Annotated in this window: 16 protein-coding genes and 1 pseudogene; 4 read left to right on the top strand and 13 right to left on the bottom strand. The window is 31.7% G+C overall.

Features of this window, described 5'->3' with window-relative positions; all coding sequences use genetic code 11:
* Window positions 1-47: 47 nt before the first annotated feature.
* The 9 genes from PTSHG_RS08395 to proB all read right to left on the bottom strand — a co-directional run bounded on the left by PTSHG_RS08395 (window position 48) and on the right by proB (window position 11,352).
* Window positions 48-1,658, bottom strand: coding sequence for a MutS-related protein (locus PTSHG_RS08395; protein WP_019108455.1), 1,611 nt, complete (start codon window positions 1,656-1,658; stop codon window positions 48-50).
* A 126-nt stretch (window positions 1,659-1,784) separates the two neighbouring features.
* Window positions 1,785-2,732, bottom strand: coding sequence for a D-2-hydroxyacid dehydrogenase (locus PTSHG_RS08390; protein WP_019108454.1), 948 nt, complete (start codon window positions 2,730-2,732; stop codon window positions 1,785-1,787).
* Window positions 2,733-2,905: 173 nt separating this feature from the next.
* On the bottom strand, window positions 2,906-4,276 hold the full coding sequence (locus PTSHG_RS08385; RefSeq protein ID WP_019108453.1) for an MATE family efflux transporter: 1,371 nt from the start codon (window positions 4,274-4,276) through the stop codon (window positions 2,906-2,908).
* Between the two features lie 87 nt (window positions 4,277-4,363).
* Window positions 4,364-5,092, bottom strand: a complete 729-nt coding sequence (locus tag PTSHG_RS08375) for a TraX family protein (protein ID WP_019108451.1) — start codon at window positions 5,090-5,092, stop codon at window positions 4,364-4,366.
* 67 nt (window positions 5,093-5,159) lie between these two features.
* Window positions 5,160-6,089 (bottom strand): nitronate monooxygenase, encoded by a 930-nt coding sequence (locus PTSHG_RS08370; RefSeq protein ID WP_019108450.1) that lies wholly within the window; start codon window positions 6,087-6,089, stop codon window positions 5,160-5,162.
* A gap of 436 nt (window positions 6,090-6,525) precedes the next feature.
* A complete protein-coding gene (murI, locus tag PTSHG_RS08360; RefSeq protein WP_019108448.1) occupies window positions 6,526-7,335 on the bottom strand; it encodes a glutamate racemase in 810 nt (269 codons plus the stop codon).
* 213 nt (window positions 7,336-7,548) lie between these two features.
* On the bottom strand, window positions 7,549-8,763 hold the full coding sequence (gltS, locus tag PTSHG_RS08355; RefSeq protein WP_019108447.1) for a sodium/glutamate symporter: 1,215 nt from the start codon (window positions 8,761-8,763) through the stop codon (window positions 7,549-7,551).
* A 572-nt stretch (window positions 8,764-9,335) separates the two neighbouring features.
* The gene (locus PTSHG_RS08350; protein WP_019108446.1) at window positions 9,336-10,592 is read right to left on the bottom strand and encodes a glutamate-5-semialdehyde dehydrogenase; all 1,257 of its coding nucleotides are present in this window, start codon (window positions 10,590-10,592) and stop codon (window positions 9,336-9,338) included.
* Window positions 10,570-11,352 (bottom strand): glutamate 5-kinase, encoded by a 783-nt coding sequence (proB, locus tag PTSHG_RS08345; RefSeq protein ID WP_019108445.1) that lies wholly within the window; start codon window positions 11,350-11,352, stop codon window positions 10,570-10,572. Before proB ends, PTSHG_RS08350 begins: the two co-directional genes overlap by 23 nt.
* Before the next feature lie 154 nt (window positions 11,353-11,506).
* Between proB and PTSHG_RS08340 the strand changes: the two genes are divergently transcribed.
* Window positions 11,507-13,825 carry a bifunctional dihydroorotate dehydrogenase B NAD binding subunit/NADPH-dependent glutamate synthase gene (locus tag PTSHG_RS08340; protein ID WP_019108444.1) on the top strand — a complete coding sequence of 773 codons (2,319 nt, stop codon included), beginning with the start codon at window positions 11,507-11,509 and terminating at the stop codon, window positions 13,823-13,825.
* A gap of 62 nt (window positions 13,826-13,887) precedes the next feature.
* Here PTSHG_RS08340 and PTSHG_RS08335 read toward each other — a convergent pair whose 3' ends face one another.
* Window positions 13,888-14,193 (bottom strand): cupin domain-containing protein, encoded by a 306-nt coding sequence (locus PTSHG_RS08335; RefSeq protein WP_019108443.1) that lies wholly within the window; start codon window positions 14,191-14,193, stop codon window positions 13,888-13,890.
* A gap of 78 nt (window positions 14,194-14,271) precedes the next feature.
* On the opposite strand from PTSHG_RS08335, the gene PTSHG_RS08330 reads away from it, so the two are divergent.
* Window positions 14,272-14,748 (top strand): pyridoxamine 5'-phosphate oxidase family protein, encoded by a 477-nt coding sequence (locus PTSHG_RS08330; RefSeq protein WP_019108442.1) that lies wholly within the window; start codon window positions 14,272-14,274, stop codon window positions 14,746-14,748.
* Window positions 14,749-14,825: 77 nt separating this feature from the next.
* Here the strand turns inward: PTSHG_RS08330 and PTSHG_RS08325 are convergent, their stop codons facing one another.
* Window positions 14,826-15,632, bottom strand: a complete 807-nt coding sequence (locus PTSHG_RS08325; protein ID WP_019108441.1) for a thioredoxin domain-containing protein — start codon at window positions 15,630-15,632, stop codon at window positions 14,826-14,828.
* A gap of 219 nt (window positions 15,633-15,851) precedes the next feature.
* Here PTSHG_RS08325 and nrdD point away from each other — a divergent pair, with 219 nt between their 5' ends.
* On the top strand, window positions 15,852-17,975 hold the full coding sequence (gene nrdD / locus PTSHG_RS08320; protein WP_019108440.1) for an anaerobic ribonucleoside-triphosphate reductase: 2,124 nt from the start codon (window positions 15,852-15,854) through the stop codon (window positions 17,973-17,975).
* Window positions 17,975-18,468: pseudogene (nrdG, locus tag PTSHG_RS09425) on the top strand (anaerobic ribonucleoside-triphosphate reductase activating protein). Before nrdD ends, nrdG begins: the two are co-directional and overlap by 1 nt.
* A 166-nt stretch (window positions 18,469-18,634) precedes the next feature.
* Here the strand turns inward: nrdG and PTSHG_RS08310 are convergent.
* A complete protein-coding gene (locus PTSHG_RS08310) occupies window positions 18,635-20,515 on the bottom strand; it encodes an S-layer homology domain-containing protein (protein ID WP_019108439.1) in 1,881 nt (626 codons plus the stop codon).
* 205 nt (window positions 20,516-20,720) lie between these two features.
* Window positions 20,721-21,353 carry a hypothetical protein gene (locus PTSHG_RS08305; protein WP_019108438.1) on the bottom strand — a complete coding sequence of 211 codons (633 nt, stop codon included), beginning with the start codon at window positions 21,351-21,353 and terminating at the stop codon, window positions 20,721-20,723.
* Window positions 21,354-21,568: the final 215 nt, after the last annotated feature.

The following is a 21,568-nucleotide window of genomic DNA, read 5'->3' as shown; positions in this document are numbered from 1 at the left end:
AACCGAGATGAATTTTACAAATCCTTGTAAACATCATCTCGGTTTCTTTATCTTTCTTCTAAGACCTTTGAAAGGTCTCTTGCTTCACTTATTATTTCTCTTGGGTAATTTAAGTTGTCTAAAATTGCAATGGCATTACGGCTTGTAGCTGGTCCTTCCTTTAAGAGATAGTCAAATTTTATATCGCCCTCTTCTATTTTTTCTTCAAAGTGCATATTTTTGTAGAAGTCCTTTAACAAAATCGTAAGCTCAATGTCATGTGTTGCAGCCACTACATGATTATTCCTTGCTAAATATTTTAGGGTCGCTGTAGCAGATGCTATTCTGTCAATGGTGTTTGTTCCCCTAAATATTTCGTCAAGCAAAATCATTTTTTCTTCGCCATCTCCTATCATCTCTCCAATTGCCTTGGACTCTGCCATAAAATATGAAAGATTTTCCATTATTGAATCTGATATATCAATGGCTGATCTTAATTTCATTGGCTTTATCTCAAGCCTTTCTCCGAAGAAAACTCCAAATGATAGAGCAAAGGCTGTGTTAATGCCAATTGTTCTAAGATAAGTTGACTTTCCTGAGGCATTTGAACCTGTTAAAATTATTGATTTTTCTAAATCTAAATCATTAGGCACTGGATCCTTTAGTAGAGGATTGTATAAATTTTTACCAAAAACTTTTTCTCCAAAGTCCGCATAGTTTGTTCCATAAGCCTTTGTGATTGAAATAATTCCAATTTGGCAGTCGATTTTTCCAATTAAGTAATAAAGTCTATGTATTTCTTCTCCATACTTCTTGAAATATTTTTGCGCTTTTGAAAATCTCCTCGCCTCTGATAAAAATAATACATTCTTATAAGTTTCTGCAAAGTCCATCTCTGCATTACTAGTTAAAAACCCAAATGACTTTAATGTTCTCTTCAAAGGCCCAAGATCTTTTAAAATATTTTCTAGCTCTTGGAGTTCTTCTGTGAAGACTTTGTTTTTATTTTTTGTCAAACTTTCAGCCACAAATAAAATATTTTTTAACCTAACTAAACTTTCTAATTTGCCCAAGGTTATTGAATTGAATTTTTTGTAAATGTAAATATTAATGCCAAGAAGGACAAAAATAAATAAAATCGCCTGAGCCTTTAATAAAATAAAAAGTATCAATATGTAAACTGCTGTAAAAGAAAAAATCATAGCCTCAATTTCAAGTTCTCTTTTCACTTTAACTTCTTCTTCAAGAAGATTTAATACATCTTCCTTGAAAAAACCAATTTTTCCTAGTTGAAACTGCATTTCTAGAAGTTGGTCTTCTTTATCTTCATTTGCCCTTAAATTTTTTTGAATCTTTAATAGCTTACTCTCATCTAAAATCAAATCTCTCAGCCTGTAATAAAAATATTCCAGACCAAGCCTTGTCATGTTGTGATTCATCTTCCCAATTATTTTGTCGAAGTTTAAATCAGCTGCTGTGATTTCAGATACATTTCCGCCAAGCCTTTTATATATACCGTCAATTTTTCCCTTGTATTTTTTTGAGTGAATTTTTCCAAAGTTTTTTATAATTTCAGCTCGCAAAATTCTTTCGTTCCTTATCTTTACGTAATAATTGTACAAAAAAATTACTCCAGTAAAAGCTAATAATAAAATAATTGGTGCGTAATAGTCCTTCATGTCAAGCTCCTTTTTTATTTGTTGTTAATATTTTATTACAAAGAGATTGTCATTACAATGAGTAAAGGCTTAACAATAAAAAAAGACTGGTCACTAAAAGTGAACAGCCTTTATAAATTTATTTTTTTATTTTACATTTGGAAATAATTCGTCAAAGTTTTTAAGAATTACATGTCCAATATCATCTTGAGCATCAATAGTTGATCCACCAATGTGTGGTGTTACATAAAGTCTATCAAGTTCAAATAATTTGTTTTCTACTGGAACATCTTGAGTGTCAAGTCCGCCAGAGCCAAGTTCATTAGAAAGTGTATCTAAGTTTGCTCCGCCTAGTTTGCCATTTTTGATGTAGTCATAAAGGTCATCTTCGTTAACAATTCCGCCACGAGCAGCGTTGATGATGCAAGCTCCGTCTTTCATCTTTTCAAATTCTTCTGCTGCAAATAAGTCCTTAGTGTCAGGAGTTAGTGGCATGTGAAGAGTAATGATGTCAGATTCTTTTACAAGAGTATCGAAGTCAACAAGTTTAGCATAGTCAACTTTGATGTCTTCTGGCTTTAAGAATGGGTCATAAGCAAGAACACTCATGTGGAATACATTAGCTATTTCGCCAACTCTTCTACCGATTGCTCCAAAACCACAAATTCCTAGAGTCTTATTTCTAAGTTCTCTACCAATCCATCTATATTTGTTCCAGATTCCGCCCTTAACTTCGTTTTGAGCTTGTACAGAGTTTCTGTAAAGGTCTAACATTTTTGCAAAAACAAGTTCAGCAACTGCGTTTGCATTTTGTCCTGGAGAGTTTTTAACTGGAATATTTTTTTCTTTCGCATAAGCAAGATCAATGTGGTTAGTTCCTGTTGAACCAACGAAAATTGCCTTTAAGTTTTTAGCAGCATCAAGAACTTCCTTGTTGATGAATGGGTCAACTCTCATGAATAAGAAATCATAAGGTTCAATAATTTCTGCTAATTTTTCAGAAGTTGGAAGCATAACTTTATCAAGTTCAATACCTCTTTCTTCAAGTCCCTTGTCAATTACATCTGACATATAGTCTACCATTAACGCTTTCATTTACATCCTCCTTAAATTTTTATGTACTTCGTTACATTTCTATTTTAGTTGAAAATGAAATCTTTTTCAAGTTCATTTAACTCCTTAATTTAATTAACACTTTTCTTTAAAAAAGCCCTTGGAAAACCATTCTATATTTACTTTAAGTTAATGGTTTGTCCAAAGGCTAACACTTATTCTTCAATTGTTTTATTTCTAAGATCGTCTAAAACTTTTTTTGCAAGGGCAAAGGTAACTATGGCGGTTATAAAGTCTGCCGTTGGCGGTGCGTACAAAAGTCCCTTGACTCCAAAAAAGTTTGCATAAAGATAGGCAAAGGGAACTAAGAGAAGGACTTGTCTTAGTAGAGAAATTAAAATCCCTCTCTTTGCAAGTCCAATTGATGTCAAAAATCCCATAGTAACTGGTTGCACCCCATTTAAAAAAGTAAAGAAGAGCATAATCCTAAATAATTTTATGGCAAAATCAAAATATAAGTCGCTTCCTCCACCAAAGAGCATAATTATTTGTCTTGGGAAGGCTTGAAAAATTACAAAGGAAATTGATGACACTATTAGGGCGTACTTAATTGCAAGTTTATAAACTTCTACTACTCTATCATAATTTTTCGCACCATAGTTAAAGGATGATATTGGTTGAAGTCCTTGTGAAAGTCCAATGTTGACACAGAAAAATACCATGCTAACCTTCATGACAATGCCCACTGCTGCAAGAGGTATGTTGGCTCCATATTCTGACAAGGCGCCATAGTATCTGTAAAAATTATTCATAAGTATTTGCACAAAAAGTATGGCAACTTGGTTAAATCCACTTGCAGCACCAAGTCTTGCAATGTTAATAATCTTATCTAATTGAAATTCAAAATATTTTCCTTTTAAGTCCACAGAGGTAAAGTGCCTTTTAAAATAAAAAATTATCATTAAAAAAGAGAAAAATTGTCCCAGTACAGTTGCGTAAGCTGCTCCTGCCATACCCATGCCAAAGGCAAAAATAAAAATTGGGTCTAAAATTAAATTTATAACAGCACCCACTACCATAGAGTACATAGAAAATTTTGGAGCGCCATCAGCTCTTATTAAAGTTGAACCCACATTTACGAGTATTAAAAATATAAATCCATAAGAAGTTATGGACACGTATTCTATAGCATAGTCCATAATTTCCTCTGTGGCGCCAAAAATTTTTAAAAAATTTCCCATAAATAAGTGAGTTATTATTGTAAACACAAGAGCTGCTAGAGTTGCAAGACTTATGGAATTTCTGATATAGTGCCTTGCAAGATCATCTTCTCCTCTGCCCAATGAAATATTAAAATTTGCAGCTCCACCAATGCCACACAAAAGTGCAAGAGCTGTGCAAATTGTCACGAGAGGAAAGGCAACATTTGTGGCAGCATTGCCCAACATTCCCACAGAGTTGCCAATAAAAATTTGGTCTACAATGTTATATAGGGAACTTATTATTAAGGCTAAAATACTTGGTATTGCAAATTTTATAAGTAATTTCTTTATATCTTCTCTTCCTAAAATATTTCCTTCTTTCATCTAATGCCTCCCTTTCGTAAAAATTCTTCAAACTCTAAAAATTTATTTAAAAAATAAAAAGACGCATCTGCGCCTTCATTTAAAAATTTATATATCAAGATACATCCTCAAAAGTCCAAGAACAAGAAGATGCGCTGGATAAAATAAATAGTTAAAGATCTTATTTTGTTTACCTTTCTTACCATTATACATTATAGTTAGCCCAAAACCAAGTATTGACCACACTTCTTTAATAATCGTTATATATGCTAAAAGTGCAGATGCAACAGGCCTTTCGTAAAGAATATAAAAGAAAAAAGCTGTTAGAATTGCATGAAAGCCATAATCTCCAGAGACAACAAGGCTTGCGAAATACATAACAAGTAAAAGCGGCAGAGAAAAAAATAGCCACTTCTTTCCAATTTTTTCTTCAAATTTATTTCTAATCTCATCTAAAATCCAAATAGTTATAAGTGAAAGTGCCAATGAAAATAGAACATTGTTTAACCTAAACTCCAAAAAAACCTTTGAAGAAAACATATCATAGGGCACTTCTGATACTATTGCAAAGAAAAGTAAATTCAGCAGATACTTTTTCCTTGAATGAGTTCTAAAAAAACCTTCCACAATAAAAAATGAAAATAGTGGAAAAGCAATTCGACCTAAGATGTCAAAAACTGTAGAAATCTTTGAGAGAGTGCTTCCAACTTCAAGATAGGGTAAAATTATCGCCTTGTTGGCATGGTCAATTAACATAGAAATAAAGGCAATATACTTTAACTGTGCTCCATTTAGGACTTGAATCCTTTTTAATTTTTCATTATTAAATCTTTCCATATTCTACTCCAAAAATTTTGTAAAATTATTTTACTATAAAATTTATGAAATAAACAAGAAAAAATCTTTAACTATTTTTTAAATTTTCTTTTAAATTTTTGTAATCATTCATAATATTTTCTATTATGTCCTTTAGGCTCTCGATTTTTCTTAGATATTCATAGCCTTCTCCTGCCATTACAGATCCCCAAGCTACATCGCCATCTATAACAGCCTTCTTGCCAGAACCTGCTGCGTACTTTTCAAACTCTTCTTCGCCAAAATTATTTAATTCAATTTCCAAAAGTTTTTCAGCCAACTTATTTTTGTAGCACCTTATTGGATGAGGCGTTGTAATTCCTGTAACAATTGTATCTCTGTCACTGGCTTCAATTAAAAGTTTTTTAAAATTTTCGTGGACTGGTGCCTCTTCTGACACCAAAAATCTCGTGCCCATTTGCACTCCACTTGCTCCAAGAATTTCTGCAGCCAAAATATGTCTTGCTGTGTAAATTCCGCCAGCTGAAATCACTGGAATTTTTACAGAATCACAGATTTCTGGAAGAGCTGGAAAAGTATTGAGCTTGCCAATATGTCCTCCTGCCTCTGCTCCTTCAAAGACGCAGGCAGTTGCACCAAGGCTCTCAACCTTTTGCGCCATCTTTTTATTTGCAATAATTGGTATAACTTTTAAATCATTATCTAACCAATAGTCAAAATATTTTTGTGGATTTCCTGCCCCACAAGTTATAATTTTTACTCCCTCTTCCACAACCACTTTGTTTAACTCTTCTATTTCTGGATGAATCATTACCATATTCACGCCAAAGGGTTTATCAGTCATCTTTTTAATTTTTCTAATTTCAGCTCTAACTTCCTCTGGACTAAAACCTCCAGTGGCAATCATACCAAGACCGCCAACTTCTGAAACTGCTCCAGCAAGCTGAGCCGTAGAAATATTTGCCATTGCCCCTTGCAAAATTGGATATCTAATATTTAAAACTTCATTAATTTTCATAGGAACCTCCAAATTTTTAACTCGCAATTATCATAAATATAAATATTACAAGACTAAACTAATAATAAGTTTTATAACCCCCGCCTTATCTACTTTGTAAAAATATTTGCATGTAATTCCTAGCAAAAAATCTATAAAAAAACTATAAATAAGAAATTTTTTATTTTTTTTACTCATCTTAAAAGCCTCATTTATTTTTTCTACTACTTAATTTATTTATACTCATAAAATATTTTAACATAAAAAATCATTATACTTTAGTAAATATAAATTCCCTTTACTAAGAAGAATAAATAAATATATGGTCTTTTGTATTTATCCCTTTATACTTTTAAAATCTATTTGAAATAAATAAATGTATATCTACTAATATTGAGTCAAAAAAATAGAGACTCCAATAAGGAGCCTCTAAATATTTGCCATAAATTCAATATCTTTATAGTTTTATTTCTTCAAAAGTTTCTTCATTTTCTGTATCAATGACATTATTGACAGTCGCCTTAAATTTTTCAATATCATTTGTGGAGAAAAAGTCAATTTTAGGATTTTTTTCTTGATTTAACAAATCTTCTTTTTCTAAAATTTCTTTTATTGCAATAGCTGTTCTATTTGCTGGGTCTACTAATTTGACATCCTTATTTTGTTTTCTAAAAATTCTTTCAAAAGCCTTCCTAGCAAGGGGAAAGTGTGTGCAGCCTAAGATAAGAGTATCATAGTCAAAATCTCCTAATTGTTCTAAATACCCATTAATTGTTTTTTCAACTATGTCATTTTCTAAATTTCCATTTTCAACATCTAAAACTAATTGTGGAGCTCCCACTCCCTTTAAAATTATATCTTTGTTAAATTTTTTTATAGTTTCATCATAAACCTTTGATTTTACAGTTCCTTCAGTAGCTATAAGTGCAACCTTATTATTTTTGGTAACTAATGATGCATAACTGCAAGCTGGTTCAACAACTCCTACTACTGGTATATCTAATTTTTCTTGCGCATTTTCTAGACCATAGCAAGTTGCTGTATTACAAGCAATAACTGCCCCCTTAGCTCCTTCTTTTGCAAGAAAATTTAAACACTCAAAAGTTGAGTTTTTTACATCTTCAGGACTTCTAACTCCATAAGGCATTCTCAAAGTATCTCCAATATATTTGAAATTTTCTTCTGGAAATACTTTTAGTAATTCCTTTAATACAGAAAGTCCACCTACACCACTATCAAAAACTCCTATTGGAGCAGTTTTTTTCATTTATAATAATCTCCTTTTAAACAATTTAGTTCTCTTAATAATTTTAAATTTCTTAATCTTTTATTTACTTTAATTTTTAATAAAAATCTAAATTCTATACAATTAATATTTTTCTTATAATCTTTATAATCCCTTATTATAAAGATTTCTAATAATTTTAGTTCCCTTTAATAAAAAAACACCAGATAAAATCTGGTGCTTTTATAGTTTTTATTAAGCAAAGAAGCCTAAGAATACTGTGATAATAAATACATTTGCAAAGTCGATAAACATACCGCCTACTATTGGTAGAACGAAGAATGCCATCTTTGAATAAACGAATTTATCACAAATAGATTCCATATTAGCTACACCATTAGGTGTTGCACCCATACCAAATCCACAGTGTCCGCCGGCGATAACTGCTGCATCATAGTTGTTACCCATAAGCTTAAATGTAATGAAGTAAGCAAATATTGCCATTAATACAGTTTGAGCTGCTAATAGAATTAGCATTGGAACTGCAAGGTCAACTAATTGCCATAACTTCAATGTCATTAAAGCCATTGATAAGAATAAGTTAAGTCCTAGTTCTCCAGCGATAGCAATTTCTTCATTTGGAAGGAAATTATCATGCTTATCAGAAATAGCTCTGAAAAGAATACCAAGTAGCATTGGTCCAATATAAATTGGAAGTGCAGCTTTGTCTGTGAACTTAGCAATTTGACCATTCAAAAATGCTGAAATGTAAACACCGATTCCCATAGCTACTATAATAACGAAAAATGCCATTTGAACTCTCTTACCATCTAAAATTTTATTTTCTTCTTTTAAGATGGATTCGTCAACAACCACTTCTTTTTCCATTTTTTTCTTTTCAACAAGATTGTTTTTAAGAATTATTTTGTTAGCTAATGGTCCACCCATTAATGAACCCATTACTAATCCGAAAGTTGCTGCTGAATATGCTACAGTTTCTGCTCCAGTAATACCAGCTGATTCAACAAGTGGTGCTATACCAGCACTTGTTCCGTGTCCACCAGTCATAGGAGTTGATCCTGTCATAAGTGCAAGTCCTGGTTCTACTCCTACAGGTCCTGCTAATGCTACAGCTAAAACATTTTGTAGCACACATAGTACACTGGCAATAAGCAAGAATTTAATTACCATAGGTCCACCAAGTTTAAGTATCTTAATACTAGCTCCAAAACCAATACTTGTGAAAAAGATTGTCATGAAGAATGATTGCAATGTTGTGTCAAACTCAAATGCAGCCGTATTTGTTAATCTTAAAACTAAGTGAATAATTGCAAATAAGAATCCACCAATTACTGGTGCTGGAATTGCAAATTTTTGGAAGAAGTTAACTTTACTTCTTATGTACCTACCAATTAGCAGTAGTATTACTGCTAGACCAATCGTTTGGACCATGTCCATTTCAATTGTCATAAATATCACCTCTCTATATTTTTTATGAATTTATTATATCAAAAGGTTTTCATTTTTTAAAGTATTTTATTCTTTCTATTTTATTTTTTTCTAATCGAAATTTTAATCTAGTTATGTGTTCTCATTTTATCTTTTTATTCAGATAAATTGCTGTTGTCTTTTTATTTCGTAATCAAATTTGCCATTTTAAGCAGAATTTACTTTATTTTTAAATTATTTCTAGTTGCAAAATTATAATTTTAATAAAATTTCTTTACAAAATTTTTATAAGAATTCTGATTTCTAAAATTATCAACTATTTTATATACTTCTAGTTTTTTCAATTTATATTTTCACATTTAGCCACTCTCTTGATTAGTTTTCTTTCTAATTTGAGATTTATAATTTTATGGCTTAATTATATTTTTCTATAGGACTAATTTACCATTAATCTAAGCTTACAGATTTACTCCATCCTTTATATTGCTATCCATCTTTTTCATTAAATATAAGAAATATATTATAAAAAATGCCCTCTTTACTGCTTGTCCAATAAAAAGGGCATTTTCTTAAATTTTTTATCTAATAAGTTTCTATTTCCTAAATTCTCCGTTACCAAATATTATATATTTGTAGCTTACAAGCTCATCTAAGCCAACTGGTCCTCTTGCGTGAAGCTTTTGCGTTGAGATGCCAAGTTCTGCTCCCTTTCCAAATTCTCCACCATCTGTGAACCTTGTAGAGGCATTTACATAGACGCAAGCTGAGTCAACTTCTTCTAAAAATTTCATTGCTCTTTCATAAGATTTGGTTAAGATTGATTCCGAATGTCCCGTAGAATACCTTGTGATGTGGTCTATTGCCTCATCAACATTTTTTACAGTCTTAACAGAAAATTCATAGTCTAAATATTCCCTGCCAAAGTCATCTTCTGTTGCAGCAAGGGCATTTTTAAATTTATGAAGTGACTTTTCATCTGCGTGAACTTTAATTTTATATTTTTCTACAACTTCATTTAACAAATCAAAAAATTTATCTGGAAGATTTTCATTTAACACAAGAGATTCCATGGCATTGCAGACGCCAATTCTTTGTGTCTTTGCATTTTCTATTATCTTAACAGCATTTTCTATGTCCGCATAATCATCAACATATATGTGGCAATTGCCCACGCCAGTTTCAATTACAGGGACTTTTGCATTTTCAACAACTGAATTAATTAAAGATGCTGAGCCTCTTGGCAAGAGCAAATCAATATATCCCTTTAGCTGCATTAGTTCCTTTGAAGATTCTCTCGATGTGTCTTTTACAATTTGCACAAAGTTTTCGTCATAGCCAGCATTTTTAATTCCAAGCCTAATTGCATCGGCAATGGCAATATTTGAATTTATTGATTCCTTGCCGCCGCGAAGAATTATTGCAGAAGATGCTTTTAGTGATAAAATTGCTGCATCAAGAGTTACATTTGGCCTTGCTTCATATATTATTGCAATTACTCCCATAGGAACAGTTTTCTTTCCAATTAAAAGTCCTGCGTAATTTTCTTCCATGGACAAAACTTTTCCCACTGGGTCTTTAAAATCTATGACTTCATCAATAGATTTTGCCATGGCATCAATTCTATCCTTTGTCAAAAGAAGTCTATCAATTAAGCCTTCAGACATATTATTTTCTCTGCCCTTTTTTATGTCAATTTCATTTGCCCCTAAAATTTTTGAGCTTTCAGATAAAAGTGACTCCTTAATGGAAGCAAGCATCATGTTTTTTTCAGCTGTATTTAATTTTTTTAACTTATAAGAAGATTCTTTTGCTATTTTCCCAAGCTCTTTAACACTTAAAATATGTTCCAATTTCTTCTCCTTTAACTATATCTCTAATTGTCTTCATACTTTCGCCAGATGCTATTACTACCTCAATATTTTTTTCTATAGCATGTCTTGCTGCCTTAATCTTTGTCTGCATTCCACCAGTTCCAACATTTGACTCTGTTTCTTTAGCCATACCTTCAACATCATTAATGTTTTCAACTTGATGAATTATCTGTGCATCCTTATTTTTTCTTGGGTCATCAGTGTAGAGTCCTTCGATGTCTGTTAGCATAATCAAAAGATCTGCCTCTGTAATCCTAGCAATCACTGCAGAAAGAGTGTCATTATCTCCAAATTTTATTTCGTAAGTGGAAATTGTGTCATTTTCATTTATTATTGGAATAGCATTCATTCCCTGCAACTTCTCAAAAGTATTCTTTGCATTTTCTCTCATCTCGTCATCTTTTTCAATTTGTCTTGTAAGAAGTATTTGTGCAGAATTGTAGCCATAGGAGATAAGTGACCTGTCATAAATATTTGTTAGAGCAACTTGCCCAACTGCCGCTGCTGCTTGTTTTTCTGAAGTTTCTTTAGGCCTTTCAGCTAAATTTAATTTAGCACGTCCTGCTGCAATGGCACCAGATGAAACCAAAATTACATCTATACCCCTATTTTTTAAGTTTGCAATTTCAAAGCAAAGCTCGTCGATTTTTTGTAAATTTATTTTCCCATTTTCGTGAGTAATAGAAGATGAACCAACTTTTATTACAACTTTTTTTATTTCTTTTGAAAATTTTCTCATTTCAATCACCTTAGATATAATATACTTTAAAATTATATTTTAGTAAATAATTTTTCCTTTGAGGTAAAATATTTTTAAATAAATAATCATAAGATTTAAAATTTTTTCAATCTATTCATCATATATGCTATAATATCTATGGAGTGTGATTATTTTGCCAAAAATTTTAAGAAAAGAAGAACTTGCGCCAAATATTTATTTATTTGACATCTATGCACCTAAGGTTGCAGCTTCTGCAAAACCAGGTCAATTTATAATTTTAATAGCAGATAAATATTCTGAGAGAATACCTCTTACAATTTCTGATTACAATGTAGAAAGAGGCAGCGTGCAAATAGTTGTACAAGCTTCTGGAGAATCCACTAAAAAAATTGCAGCCTTTGAAGAAGGAGAAAACTTTAAAGATTTTGTTGGACCCCTTGGTCACGCATCTGATTTTTGCGACATGGACCTTGAATCTTTAAAGGACAAAAAATATCTATTCGTTGCTGGTGGTGTTGGAACTGCACCAGTTTATCCTCAAGCAAAATTTTTTAAAGAAAATGGACTTCACTGTGACATAATCATTGGAGCAAAGTCTAAAGAATTTGTAATTCTAGAAGATGAACTTAAATCTGTATGCGATAATTTATACATAGCCACAGATGATGGAAGTTATGGATTCAAAGGTTTGGTTACTGATAAAATCACAGACCTTGTTGAAAATGAAAATAAAAAATATGATCATGTGGTTTCTATTGGACCTATGATTATGATGAAATTTGTATGTTTGACTACAAAAAAATATAATCTTCCAACTACAGTTTCCCTTAACCCAATAATGGTAGATGGCACTGGTATGTGTGGAGCTTGTCGTGTAAGTATTGATGGCAAAACTAAATTTGCTTGCGTTGACGGTCCTGAATTTGACGGTCACTTAGTTGACTTTGATTCAGCTATGAAAAGGCAAAGACAATACATCAACAACAAGAAGACTAAGACTATAAAAGACCACCACTGCACAATGGATCTTGCCGTATCTGACCACTTAGCAGAATCTGTTCAAGATGAAAATCTAGAAGGTCATGAAAAAGATAGCATTGTGATAAAAAAAGCTGAAGACAGATTTAAACGCGTACCAATTGCTGAGCAAGCAGCTGATGAAAGAAATAAAAACTTCAAGGAAGTTTGCCTTGGCTACACTGCAGAGGAAGCTGTTGAAGAAGCAAGCAGATGTCTTAACTGCAAAAAGCCAGGCTGCGTGGATGGTTGTCCTGTTTCAATTGACATCCCTGGCTTTATAAAGGAACTTGCCAACGGAAACTTCAAAGAGGCTTACAAGGTGCTTTCTCTTTACACAAGCCTTCCTGCTGTTTGCGGAAGAGTGTGTCCTCAAGAAACACAATGCGAAGAAAGATGTGTTCTTGTTAAGCGTGGCGACTCTGTCTCAATTGGTAAGCTTGAAAGATTTACAGCAGACTATGCAAGACGCCACAATATAAAAGAAAATGGAGACATAAGAAAAATAAATAAAAAAGTTGCTGTAGTTGGTGCTGGCCCTGCTGGACTTACTTGTTCAGGCGAGCTTGCAAAAATGGGCTACGATGTGACAATTTTTGAAGCTCTTCAACAATCTGGCGGAGTTTTAATTTATGGCATACCTGAATTTAGACTTCCCGACGAAGTTGTTGAATACGAAGTAGAAAACATTAAAAATCTCGGTGTAAAAATCGAAAACAACTTTGTAATTGGCAGAACTATGACCATTGATGACTTAATCAAAGATGGCTACCAAGCAGTATTTATTGGCTCTGGTGCAGGTCTTCCTAAATTTATGAACATCCCTGGAGAAAACTTAAATGGAGTCTACTCTGCAAATGAATTTTTGACAAGAAATAATTTAATGAGATCCTTTGACGAGGAATATGACACGCCAGTAAATGTTGGCGAAAAAGTTGCCGTAGTTGGTGGCGGAAATGTAGCAATGGATGCTGCAAGAGTTGCCAAGAGACTTGGCGCAGATGTATCCATTGTATATAGAAGAACTGAAACAGAACTTCCTGCAAGAGTTGAAGAAGTTCATCACGCAAAGGAAGAAGGCATAAAATTTGAAATGCTAACTAACCCAGTAGAAATCATTGGAGACGATGAAGGTTGGGTTAAGTCTCTTAAATGTGTGAGAAATGAACTTGGAGAGCCTGATTCATCTGGCAGAAGAAGACCTGTTCCAATAGCTGGCAGTGAATACGAAGAAAAATTCCAAACTGTAATTATGGCTCTTGGAACAAATCCAAATCCACTAATTTCTTCAACTACAAAAAACTTAGACATAGAAAAATGGGGCGGCATAATTGTAAACGAAGAATCACAAACATCTCGTGATGAAATTTTTGCAGGTGGAGATGCCGTTACAGGATCTGCAACAGTAATACTTGCCATGGGTGCAGGTAAAAATGCAGCAAAATCAATTGATGAATTTTTGAGAAACAAATAATTTTATAAAAATACAAATTTAGGGAAGAGTTTTTACTCTTCCCTATTTATTCCTTTAAATTTTTACTTATTAAAAATGCAGAGCCATATAGCTTTTTCTTGGCTTTTTACTCTGTGAATTTCGTGAGGCTTTATCTCTAAAGTGTCTCCCTTTTCTAAACTTATAATTCTTCCATCATCATACTCAAGCTCAGCCACTCCACCAAGTAAAATTACAATTTCAAGCTCATCTTGATCATAAAAACCTGTAGCTTGATTAAGAGACATAGTTCTAATTATTCTTAAAGTATCATCCTCATAAATCTTTTCTTCAATTTCTCCATCACTAGAGAATTTTATATTTTTAAAAACATTGTATAAATTATTCATGACACAATTATAGCATGATTTTAATCTTAATTTATAATTGTAAAAGTATTTGCTATAATTATAAAAAAGAGGTGCAAAATGTTTAGACAAATGAGAAGAATAAAACAAGAGCTTCCCCTTGAAGAAGCTAAAAAATTACTTAAAAAAAATAAAAGAGGAGTCCTTTCATTTAATGGAGATAACAACTATCCCTATTCAATTCCAATAAATTATTTATACGATACAGAAGAAAATAAATTATACTTTCATGGCTCTAAAGCTGGCTATAAAGTTGACTGCATTAAAAATAACAAAAAGTCATGCTTTGTAACTTACGGTGATGAAGAACTTTCTGACAACGGCTGGTCTTTTTTCCTTAAAAGCGTAATAATTTTTGGAAAAATCGAAATAATTGAGGATAGAGAGCTTGCAGCAGAAAAATTAAAAGAACTTGCTTCAAGATATTATCCTTCACTTCAAGAAGTGGATGATTCTATGGAAAGAAGTTTTGATAATGTCCTAGTTTATTCCCTTAACATCGAACACATGACTTGTAAAAAAGTTCACGAAAAATAAAAAATTTCTCACTAAAAAGCCAAGGCAAAAAACCTTGGCTAATTATTTTCTAAAAATTTTACTCACTTAAAACTTTTTCAATTTGTTTTTAAGATTTTAAAATCATTCACTTCTTCAATTTTCACTTTATCATCTTTTATTAATTCTTCTAAATTATTTTTCTCTCCAAAAACAATTTTTATTTCGTCTTTTAAAACCAAATTATAGGAATTTATATAGTCCAAAATTTTTTCTTCCTCTGATAAATTTTCCTCTCTCTTCTCTAGGTCCAAGTTTTCCAAGAAAAATTCCTCAATTCTTCCAAAGTCCATAATATTTTGAAGGACACGATTATTTTTTGTAATTAAAAATCCTGGAAGTTTTTTTATTCTGTAATCAAAAGTTTCCATTCTGTTGGCAAGAAAAATCTCCTGACTGTTTTCATAATTAAATAAAAATTCGTCAAAATCCACCTTAAATTCTTCTAAAATTTCTCTCTCAAAGTCCAACTCATAAATATTCTTGTCAAAAATTATTGCCTCTTCCAAAATTTTTCTCATATAGTCCTTGGCTAGATCACAATCTATTTCTTTCACTGACAAAAAAAATTTATCTAAGGGATAAGATGACTTATATTTATCTGTAAAAAGTTCTGGAGGATTTTTAAAGCCTGGCATAGCTGTTATAGTCGCTGTCGCCTTATACATATCGTATAAAATTTTATTCCCCAATTTTACAGAATTTTTTTCTCTAAAATTTTTAGGGAGAAACTCTTCATAATTTCCAATTAATCCACTCATTACAAATTCATAGTTGAAATTTTTATATTTTCTCTCAAATTTTCGCAAGAGAGGAAACAATCCCCACAAAAAAGGATCTAAGACATCAGTAAATATTTTTAACATAAGCCCTCCTATAATTATTAAATATATTATAACATTAACTTTAAACTTCTTAAAATAAGTAAAATCAATACTCTATAATTTTAGTGAATATACTATATGTAGTTTTTTTAATTTACATTATACACAATATGCTGTATAATTTATGTATTCGGAAAAGGAAATTTACAAAAGAATCTTCTTTAATTTAAAAAATTAATTTATATGGAAAGGATGGGAGTAATGCCACAAGTAATAAAGAGAAATGGCAAAAAAGTTGATTTCGATATAGACAAAATTGTAGTCGCTATAGAAAAATCCATGAATTCAAGTTCAGGTGTCTACATAGAAAACCAAGCACTTGAAATTGCAAAAGAAATAGAAAAATTAGCAAATAGTAAGAATATTCCCCTTTCAATTTATGACATTGAAAGTGAAGTTTACTACCGTTTGATTCAAAATGACAATCCTGCCACTGCAAGAGCCTACGAATCTTACAAATCTGTTCAACAATATAAGCGTGAACAAAATACTACTGATGAGGGCATACTAGGTCTTTTAAACGAAACTAATGAAGACCTCATGGACGAAAACTCAAATAAAAATGCAATCATCGCCTCTACTCAAAGAGATTTAATTGCCGGCGAAGTGTCAAAGGACATAGCAAAGAGAAAAATGATTCCTGCTGATTTAGTTGAGGCACATGAATCAGCTGCTATTCACATTCATGATATGGACTATTTTATCCAACCTATTTTTAACTGCTGTCTAGTCAACATGAAGGATATGCTTGACAATGGAACAGTTGTCAATGGAAAAATGATTGAAACTCCAAAATCTTTCCAAGTTGCCTGCAATGTTATGACACAAATCATTGCTCAAATTGCATCCAACCAATATGGCGGACAAAGTATTAATATTTCTTGTCTTGGCAAATACCTAAGAAGGTCCTACGAAAAGAACTTAAATCTAGCTCTAGAAACTTTAGGCAACATTGAACTTGCAGAAAAAATGGCAGACAAAATGACTAAAAAAGACCTTGAAAGTGGAATTCAAACTATCCAATATCAAATAAATACTCTCATGACATCTAATGGTCAAGCTCCTTTTGTTACACTTTTCATGTGGCTAGAAGACGATGATCAATATGTTGACGAAGTTGCCATGATCATTGAAGAAATTTTAAAGCAAAGAATTCAAGGTATCAAAAATGACGCAGGCGTATATGTAACTCCCGCTTTTCCAAAATTAATTTATGTTTTAGATGAAAATAATATCAACAAAGACTCAAAATATTATTATTTGACTTCCCTTGCCATTAGGTGTACTGCAAAGAGAATGTACCCTGACTATATCTCCGCAAAGAAAATGCGTGCCAACTACGCAGGCAATGTCTTCTCTCCAATGGGCTGTCGTGCCTTTCTTCCTCCATACAAGGACCAAAAGGGCAACTACAAGTTTGAAGGAAGATTTAACATGGGTGCTTGCTCTATAAACCTACCTCAAATTGGAATCTTGGCTGGTGGAGATGAAGAAAAATTCTTTGAAATACTAGAGAAGAGATTAGATTTAGTAAAAAGAGTTGGACTACTTCGCTATGAACACTTGAAAAAAGTTACAAGTGACTCATCTCCAATTCACTGGCAACATGGTGCCATAGCAAGACTTGGCAAGCACGAGTCCATTGCTCCACTACTACTCAATGGTTACTCAACAGTTTCCCTTGGCTACATTGGAATTTATGAAGCAACTATTTTAACAAAAGGCGTAAGTCATACTGACAAGAAGGGTTATGCCTTTGCCATGAGAATCATGGATGCACTTAATGATGCAGTAAAAAAATGGACTCAAGAATTTGGAATTAAATTTACCCTTTATGCAACACCTGCAGAATCACTTACCCAAAGATTTTGTAATATTGATAGAGAAAGATTTGGCATTATCGAAAATGTAACTGATAAAGGTTACTACATCAATTCTTTCCATGTTGATGTTCGTGAAGAAATTTCAGCCTTTGAAAAATTTACCTTTGAATCAAAGTTCCAAGACAAGTCAACAGGCGGTTGCATATCCTATGTAGAAATACCAAACATGGGTCACAACTTAGAGGCACTAGAAACAATTGTAAGATTTATTTATGACAACATTCAATACGCAGAGTTCAATACAAAATCAGACTACTGCTCTGAATGTGGCTTTGATGGCGAAATAAAACTTAACGATGAAGGCGAGTGGGAATGTCCACAATGTCACAACACTGATAGATCAACACTAACTGTAGTAAGGCGTACTTGTGGCTATCTTGGGGAAAACTTCTGGAACGAAGGACGTACAAAGGAAATCAACGCAAGGGTGCTACACATCTAATGAATTATGCGCAAATTAGAAAGTACGATGTTGCAAATGGACCTGGTATAAGGACAACAATTTTCGTCACAGGCTGCACTCACAATTGTCACAACTGTTTTAACAAAGAATACCAAGACTTTAACTTTGGCGAGCCTTGGACAGATAAAGAAACAAGACAAGTCATTGACTATTTAAAACTAGATGAAGTAAAGGGGCTTACGCTACTTGGCGGTGAGCCCTTTCAAAATGAAGTAGACCTCTTAAAGGTTATTCGTGACATAAAAAAAGAAGTCCAAAAGGAAATTTGGATCTTCTCTGGTTATACTTATGAAGAAATCTTAAGAAACGAAGATAAAAAAATCTACTTGAAGAGTGTGACGTCCTTGTAGATGGAAGATTTGTTGAAGCTCTAAAAGATTTAAAACTTAGATTTCGTGGCTCATCCAACCAAAGGATAATTGACATAAAAAAATCCTTAGCTTCCAATAAAGTAGTTTTATTTGACTTATAAATTTAATTGAGAAAATATTTTTCCAATCTCTCAAGACATGACTGCTTAGATAAAATAATAAAACCCCAGTATTAATAAAGTGAACCTTAACGTTGGTCTAAATCCAACAAAAGTAGGTGTCTTTTAGGTTTAATCTGGGGTTTTATAATTATATTTTTATCTAAATTTATTTTTTTATTATAACATCAAAGAAACCACTGCCACTTGTTCCATCGACAAAATCAATATCAACTGATAACATTACCGTCATCTCTTCTAAAGGTGGAGTAATTACAGCCTCTTTTATATCCTTTAATTTACTTTTATCTACATTTATTTTTCTTATTTCAGGTAAATTAGGGGTTGATATTGCATTTTTAATCATTTCTATGGTAACTTCTTCTCCTTGTTTTATAGAAATATCTGTAAATTCAATATCATGGTCCTCTGTTTTATCAACTTTTATTAACACTTCTAATTCACCAATCATACCATCATTAAATATCACTTCAGCATTGAATTTTATTTCCCTTTCTTGTGATAAACCATCTAATACATCTTGTACTTTTTGTATTTTCTCTTCATCTACTATAATGTCTTTTATATTTTCGACGTTATCCATTTCAAGGTGTTCTTTTATTGTTTCTTTATTAAAAGTTGTGTAATCCATATCTAATTGAATGAAGGTTTTCATTGGAATTTTTGTATAAACTAAATCACCGTTTTCAAAATAAATATTGTCAGCATACTTTAAGTAAATGATAGGCTTCAAGATTTTTACATCTTCTGGCAATTTACCATTTATAGTAACTGTTATTATTCCATCTTTTTCTTCAACATTATAAAGATCTTTATTTAACTCTTGTTTTTTATATTTTGGTGTAGATTTAGAAATTGAATCAACGCTATCATAATCCTTTTTAGAAATATAATTTAATTTAATATATCTCTCCTCAGATTCTCCTATTTTTTTAACATCACTAAGAGATGTTTTAATTTTTATTTGATTATTCTTTAAAGATGTATAATTCTTATTATTGTTTTTATTTCTAGCATCTCTTTCACCCAATACCTCGAAATCAACTAGAATATTCTTTACAATTTTTCTAAAGGATCCTCTATACTTTTTACCTTCAAATTTTGTTAATTCTTCAAGTTTTTTTATCTCATCTGAAGATAAGTCTTTTTTGTTTAACAAAATCTTAGCTTCTTCTATAAGGGCTTTTAAATCAGCAATTGACTTTTCATTTGTTGGAGTCTTCACTCCTTCTAATTCTAATAAATCATCTTTTTTTGAATCAATTATTGCCTTTAAAATCTTTTTCAATTCAATAAGGTGTTTATTCTCTGAGCTACTCTCACTTACTAATGTATTATTACTTTTTTTATTATTCTTCTTATTTTCATAATAGTTATAGTTATAATTATGACTAGATTGTTTAGTTTCTTTTGTAATTATCGACTCATTTTTAGATTTTTTGTTTTTAGATTTATTGTTTTCTGAAATGGAGTAAATTGTATTATACAAAAACTGAAAGGCATCTTTCCTATTTGCGTATGCATTTGGATTAATGTTTTTCCAACATATTTTTTCTTCCTCAGCCCATTTAATCCAATCATAAGGCCACTTAGCATTATTTATTGCAGTCGTGTTTAAATTCTTTTTGTGGCAAACAAGAATCTTTAGAAGCTCTGCATTAGTAATATTGTTCTCCCCTTTAAATGTTCCATCTGGATAACCACTAATTAAATTCATGTTATTCTTTGCATAAGAAATTACACCATTAGCCCAGTAATCTTTTCCAACATCGCTAAAAGGAATTTCTTTTCCTTGCAATTCAATTGCCTTGTTTTTATCCCCCAGTGAATAAACTAAAATTTTTGTTACCTCACTTCTTTTTAAATTTTTTTCAAGACCTAGACTACCATCTGGATAACCATCTATTATTCCTTTTTCCTTTAAAAAATTTACTTTCTCAAGTCCATTATCCTTGGAAGCAAATACACTTATATTAAATATAGACAAAAACATTACAATAACTACTACATTAACAAATCTTTTTAACATAAATTTCTCCTTATTTTATTCATACAATATTAAAACAATATAAATTGTATCAGACCTAAAATTTTAAAATAATTTATATTATTGTAATGATTTTAATCCAATAAATTTCAAAAAATCACTTTTGTAATTATAAACAGAAATACCCTCCTTACTGGATTATCCAATAAAGAAGGTAAAATTATTTTTGAGGCTATTTTGTATTATTTTATTCTTCTGGCGGGATTGGCTTTTCTAAAGTTTCGTTATCAAAGAAGTCTGTGCCCTCATTGGCATTGTCTTGGAAGGTCCCAAAGGTGGAAACATAGTCCACTCCATCAATAGTATAATAAATTTCAATTCTTAGGTATTCCAGAAAATATTTTTCAAATTGAGTGCTATACCTCTTAGTTTCAAAATAATATCTGCCGTCGTCTAGCCTATCTAGCTCGCCTTCTATGACTCTCTGCTTTTCTTTGTCATCATAATGAGAAGCAGAGGCAAAGATTTTTATTTTTGGAATTTCAGGGTGGTAGACTTCTCCTGCTCGTTCAAAAGTAAAATAAATCTTATTATCTTCATTCAAATGTATTGATGGAATGTCTCCTTCAATCCTTCCGTCAACTGTGTCCTTTACTTTCATTAATTTATTTTCAGATAAGTTTTTAAATTTTTCTCTCTCAAAGGTCCTTACAATAGGTTTTCTTTCATCATTGGATACCTGGACATTTACCTTATCTCCATGTATAGAATTATTTCTCCTAAAATCTGGAGTAGGAGAAAAATAAATTTGAACTGCTACAAATAAAATTATTGCAATAATAATTACAATAGCAAAAACTTTTGCGACTTTACTTTTCATAATATCACCTAATTTATTATTACCCCCTTTGCCCTTGATTAAAAATAAAAATTTCAATAAAAAAATCTTCCAATAAGGAAGATCTTTTTACCTTTAATATGTAATGAGATAACTCATTGTGGAATAATTAAAGCAAAATATTTTACTAATTTTAAAAGGAGTATTTAAAATAAAAAGCCTATTGACAAAGGTAAACTTGCATCAATAGACCTTTT

It is taken from the genome of Peptoniphilus senegalensis JC140 (assembly GCF_000321025.1).
Classification (GTDB): Bacteria; Bacillota; Clostridia; order Tissierellales; family Peptoniphilaceae; genus Peptoniphilus_A; species Peptoniphilus_A senegalensis.
This window is presented reverse-complemented; position numbering and strand designations above follow the sequence as displayed.

Bases quoted from the DNA above. Each gene is read 5' to 3' on its own strand.
- murI (WP_019108448.1), bottom strand. From the start codon at position 7,335: ATGAAAAAAACTGCTCCAATAGGAGTTTTTGATAGTGGTGTAGGTGGA.
- PTSHG_RS08330 (WP_019108442.1), top strand. From the start codon at position 14,272: ATGTTTAGACAAATGAGAAGAATAAAACAAGAGCTTCCCCTTGAAGAA.
- PTSHG_RS08310 (WP_019108439.1), bottom strand. From the start codon at position 20,515: ATGTTAAAAAGATTTGTTAATGTAGTAGTTATTGTAATGTTTTTGTCT.
- PTSHG_RS08335 (WP_019108443.1), bottom strand. From the start codon at position 14,193: ATGAATAATTTATACAATGTTTTTAAAAATATAAAATTCTCTAGTGAT.
- PTSHG_RS08390 (WP_019108454.1), bottom strand. From the start codon at position 2,732: ATGAAAGCGTTAATGGTAGACTATATGTCAGATGTAATTGACAAGGGA.
- PTSHG_RS08370 (WP_019108450.1), bottom strand. From the start codon at position 6,089: ATGAAAATTAATGAAGTTTTAAATATTAGATATCCAATTTTGCAAGGG.
- PTSHG_RS08385 (WP_019108453.1), bottom strand. From the start codon at position 4,276: ATGAAAGAAGGAAATATTTTAGGAAGAGAAGATATAAAGAAATTACTT.
- proB (WP_019108445.1), bottom strand. From the start codon at position 11,352: ATGAGAAAATTTTCAAAAGAAATAAAAAAAGTTGTAATAAAAGTTGGT.
- PTSHG_RS08305 (WP_019108438.1), bottom strand. From the start codon at position 21,353: ATGAAAAGTAAAGTCGCAAAAGTTTTTGCTATTGTAATTATTATTGCA.
- PTSHG_RS08395 (WP_019108455.1), bottom strand. From the start codon at position 1,658: ATGAAGGACTATTACGCACCAATTATTTTATTATTAGCTTTTACTGGA.
- gltS (WP_019108447.1), bottom strand. From the start codon at position 8,763: ATGACAATTGAAATGGACATGGTCCAAACGATTGGTCTAGCAGTAATA.
- nrdD (WP_019108440.1), top strand. From the start codon at position 15,852: ATGCCACAAGTAATAAAGAGAAATGGCAAAAAAGTTGATTTCGATATA.
- PTSHG_RS08375 (WP_019108451.1), bottom strand. From the start codon at position 5,092: ATGGAAAGATTTAATAATGAAAAATTAAAAAGGATTCAAGTCCTAAAT.
- PTSHG_RS08325 (WP_019108441.1), bottom strand. From the start codon at position 15,632: ATGTTAAAAATATTTACTGATGTCTTAGATCCTTTTTTGTGGGGATTG.